Origin of the sequence: Zhongshania sp. (assembly GCF_041623545.1) — a bacterium.
Classification (GTDB): domain Bacteria; phylum Pseudomonadota; class Gammaproteobacteria; order Pseudomonadales; family Spongiibacteraceae; genus Spongiibacter.
On record NZ_JBFJWS010000313.1, the window covers coordinates 1 to 3,592 of the forward strand.

A 3,592-nucleotide genomic window follows, 5' to 3' on the forward strand; every position below is an offset into this window, starting at 1 on the left:
ATCAAACAGATTAGTGCTCATATTATATGATCCTTGTTTTGCGATGAGGGCTTACACCTTACTACCAAATATTGCTAGTAGAGGTGTTTAAGCGCTTTGGGTCAGGTTTAGTAGCAGGCCGTTAATAATCTCTATGCAAGTTTTGACGCTTAGGCCCTGATGTTCTCTAAGCCGGTGCCACATCTCAAAAGAGGCAATAGCATCTATGGCTTCGCGTTGTGACGAGGCAATGGTCTTGAGTTCCGGTAACCAGTTATCAAGATCTTTGCGCAGGCCTTTTTGCACGCGGGCGTAGTTTTGCTGTAGCACTTCAAGGCGCCAGCGCTGTGCAGTCGTCGCTAAGATTATATTGTAGTTTTGCTCGTAGACTTCGGCGTGACGCTCCACTGCATGCAGAATGCGCTCCTCAAGCGTGCCGCTGCGGTCAGCGTCGAGCATGGCCGCTTCGTATTGCCCGCGAATACTTTCATCAACTGCTTGGGCGAGGGCACCCATGTCTTCAAAGTGGCGAAAAAAGGTGCGAATGCCGACGTTGGCGCGGTCGGTAATTTGTTGAGCCGTCGCGATCAATACGCCTTCTTCGATTAATTCGAGGGCGGCATTAATGATGGCCTTGCGGCTGCGCTCGGTGCGTTGGCGGCGGCCATCACTTTCCACTGTTGTTGCGTCTTTAGGCATAATTAATAGCTTAGCTAGTATGGTTGTTGGAGCCGCGATAGGCGCAATGAGACGCTGTATTACAACGCGGGCATTGAGATTAGGGCATTGAGATTAGGGCATTGTAACTAGTGGCATTGTTACTGTCTATTTGACTGGGGAATACCACTAGTTTGCCGCGTCGCTATTTTTGTAAGAGCTTATTTGCGTTGTCGGTAAATTTCTTCTGGGCGTCTTTGTCTTCTAACAAATTATCAAGGCTAAACGGCACTTCAATGCCTTTTTGCATGCCGGGCTGCTCGCGCATGGTATTTAGCCAGCGCCCTAAATGATCGAGGCCGTCGATAGATACCCCAGACCATTTGTGGGTGCGCACCCAACACCAATTGGCGATATCGGCTATTGAGTAATCTTTGGCAAGCCATTGGCTTTCGCTGAGGCGCTTGTCTAATACTTCGAATAAGCGGCGACTTTCATTTTGGTAGCGATCAATTGCCGCAGGTATTTTTTCAGGGAAATAGCGGAAAAACACATTGGCTTGGCCCATCATTGGTCCTACGCCGCCCATTTGAAACATAAGCCATTGCATGACTATTGCACGGCCTTTAGCGTCTGTTGGCAGTAAGCGTCCCGCCTTTTCGGCGAGGTGAATCATAATGGCACCAGATTCAAAAATCGGAAAGTCGCCCAAGTCGCGGTCGACAATGGCGGGAATTCGCCCGTTAGGATTAATCGCTAAAAACTCCGGCTTTTTCTGTTCGCCCTCGGTGATGTTTACAAAATGGGTATCGTATTCAAAACCAAGCGCTTCCAAGGTGCAGGAGGCTTTGTGACCGTTGGGGGTGGGGGCGGTATAAAGGTCGATCATTATTGTGACTCCAAAATTGGGGGTAAATAACTTTTAGCTAAAATAATGGCGCAGCGCATTTATTTCGCGGTGCAAACTTTAGTGGAGGGGGTTACCCCACACTTCTAGATGATTGTGACGCTCAACGCGCCGTGTTACTCGCAGTGTGAGTAAGTCAGCTAAGCCGCAGGCTTTGAAAGCGTTTTGGATGAGGGCTTTATCTGTCGTCGGCGCCGAGTCAAAATGATCCTGCAAATTTTGTAATAAATAAAAGCGATATGGCAGTACCGCGGTGCGTAGCTTTATGCCCCGCCATGCAAATTCGGCATTGCCTATAAAGCGTTGGCTGGGCTTGTCGCAGCCATTGCTGCCTGATTTAAGATCTGGCCTTTCGGCAAGCCAGTTGTTGGCGAATTGAATATGTGCGGACATCTCAGGTAGGAAGTCCACGGCGATGTAATGCATTAGTGCGTTGAGGGTTTCTGGCAGTTCATTGTCTACTTCAAACTCCGCTTGGTCTGCACAGTGGTCTGCCCAGTTATTCTCTGGGGCATTCATCCGCTCAACCCAGCGCGCCACCAGCGGTGCATGCTGACGCATCAATTGGCCTGGCTTAGGGTCGCGGTACAAGTGAGCGTAGAGCGGCGCCATAAGCGCGTAGTCGCCCAGCGTCGGCTTAGCGCCGATTAAATAGGGGTGTTGCCGCAAATGGGCTGAGAATAGATCTAAAAACTCCCGGTAGGAAGATTCAATAAGCGACGCGCTATTTTCATTTACCCCAAAGGAATGCGCAGCCTTGCGCATGAGGCCACTGCCGAAGTCAAAAATCTGTTGGTAGCTCGCATCGTCGGTGCCAGGTGGCGCCAAGCTGGAGAACTCGGAATGGAGGTAGTGTAAATTCACATCGTCGAAACTCCAGCGATAATGCATGGCGGGGCGGAGTAAACCCTCGCCACCGTATAACTCAAAAAGATGGGCAACAGCTTGTAATACCGGTGTTTTCGGCAGGCTTGGCGATAAGCTTGCGTGCACGTTTTCGAGGTAACGAATAATGTCTGCGCTGTCTTGAATAATCTTGCCGTTCGGCGCTTCAAGTACGGGCATAATCATGCGCCCTAGCTGCGGAATAATGTTTTTTTGGTAGTGCGGATCAGATACCGCATACTCCACAAAGTCGATTTTTTGCTTGCGCAAGTAGCTACGCGCTTTCGCGGTATACAGCGAGGCGGGGATGCCGTAAAGCTTATAAGGTGTACTCATGCTTGCGCCTTGTGAGCGATAATCGTCGCTGGAAAATAACATTGTGACACATTCTGTGTCAATATAATGCGGGAGCGATGACGGCTGCCGCTTCAGCGTCGTTAAAAGCGAATTAATAATACGTTTATGGCATCTATCTGCAGTGACTATAGTGGTGCTAAGTTCGAGTGTGACAAAGCGACTGTCGCGTACAGAGGAAAAGGTCTGTTGAATAAGCCTTGGTTACGATTAAAAATATTGTGTCTTTTCGCTATTTTCTACGCGCCCTTGGCCGTGGCCGATAGCGCTTGCGGGGCTTGTCATGCAAAAGAAGTCGCACTCTGGCAGCAGTCCCACCACGCCAAGGCCATGTTGCCCGCGACGCAGGAAACCGTTGCGGGGGTGTTTGACGGCTCCGTTACCCACTATAAGGGCTTAGCGTTTCGCTTTACGATTGGCGAACTCGGTTATCAAGTAAGTATCGGTGAGGGCGCAACAGCCGAAACCTATGCTATCGACTACGTATTTGGTTTCACGCCCCTGCAACAATATCTTGCGCGTTTGCCAAGGGGCCGCTACCAGGCGATTCCGGTCGCATGGGATGCACGGCCACCCTCTGAAGGCGGCCAGCGCTGGTATGCGCTGGCATCCGATCTTAACTGGGATCACCCCGGTTTTACTTGGAATACCTCCTGCGCGAGCTGCCACTCCACCAATTTAGTAAAGGCCTATGACCCGACCAGCGATAGTTTCGCAACGAGCTTTGATGAAGTGAATGTGTCCTGCGCGGCCTGTCATGGCGACGCAAAAGCACACCTCGCTTGGGCGGCTGGCGCTAAGCCAAATACG

The 3,592-nt window shown here is 50.7% G+C and carries 4 protein-coding genes; 1 reads left to right on the forward strand and 3 read right to left on the reverse strand.

Annotation, left to right across the window (positions count from 1 at the left end; genetic code table 11):
* Nucleotides 1-87 precede the first annotated feature (87 nt).
* The 3 genes from ABYT30_RS17035 to ABYT30_RS17045 form a co-directional block, all read right to left on the reverse strand.
* The gene (locus ABYT30_RS17035; protein WP_373097631.1) at nucleotides 88-678 is read right to left on the reverse strand and encodes a TetR/AcrR family transcriptional regulator; all 591 of its coding nucleotides are present in this window, start codon (nucleotides 676-678) and stop codon (nucleotides 88-90) included.
* Nucleotides 679-841: 163 nt separating this feature from the next.
* Nucleotides 842-1,525, reverse strand: coding sequence for a glutathione S-transferase family protein (locus ABYT30_RS17040; protein ID WP_373083659.1), 684 nt, complete (start codon nucleotides 1,523-1,525; stop codon nucleotides 842-844).
* Between the two features lie 78 nt (nucleotides 1,526-1,603).
* On the reverse strand, nucleotides 1,604-2,764 hold the full coding sequence (locus ABYT30_RS17045; RefSeq protein ID WP_373083660.1) for a glutathione S-transferase family protein: 1,161 nt from the start codon (nucleotides 2,762-2,764) through the stop codon (nucleotides 1,604-1,606).
* A gap of 207 nt (nucleotides 2,765-2,971) precedes the next feature.
* On the opposite strand from ABYT30_RS17045, the gene ABYT30_RS17050 reads away from it, so the two are divergent.
* Nucleotides 2,972-3,592 (forward strand): multiheme c-type cytochrome (locus ABYT30_RS17050; protein ID WP_373097633.1); only part of this gene is annotated, 621 nt, incomplete at its 3' end.

Bases quoted from the DNA above. Each gene is read 5' to 3' on its own strand.
- ABYT30_RS17035 (WP_373097631.1), bottom strand. From the start codon at position 678: ATGCCTAAAGACGCAACAACAGTGGAAAGTGATGGCCGCCGCCAACGC.
- ABYT30_RS17040 (WP_373083659.1), bottom strand. From the start codon at position 1,525: ATGATCGACCTTTATACCGCCCCCACCCCCAACGGTCACAAAGCCTCC.
- ABYT30_RS17045 (WP_373083660.1), bottom strand. From the start codon at position 2,764: ATGAGTACACCTTATAAGCTTTACGGCATCCCCGCCTCGCTGTATACC.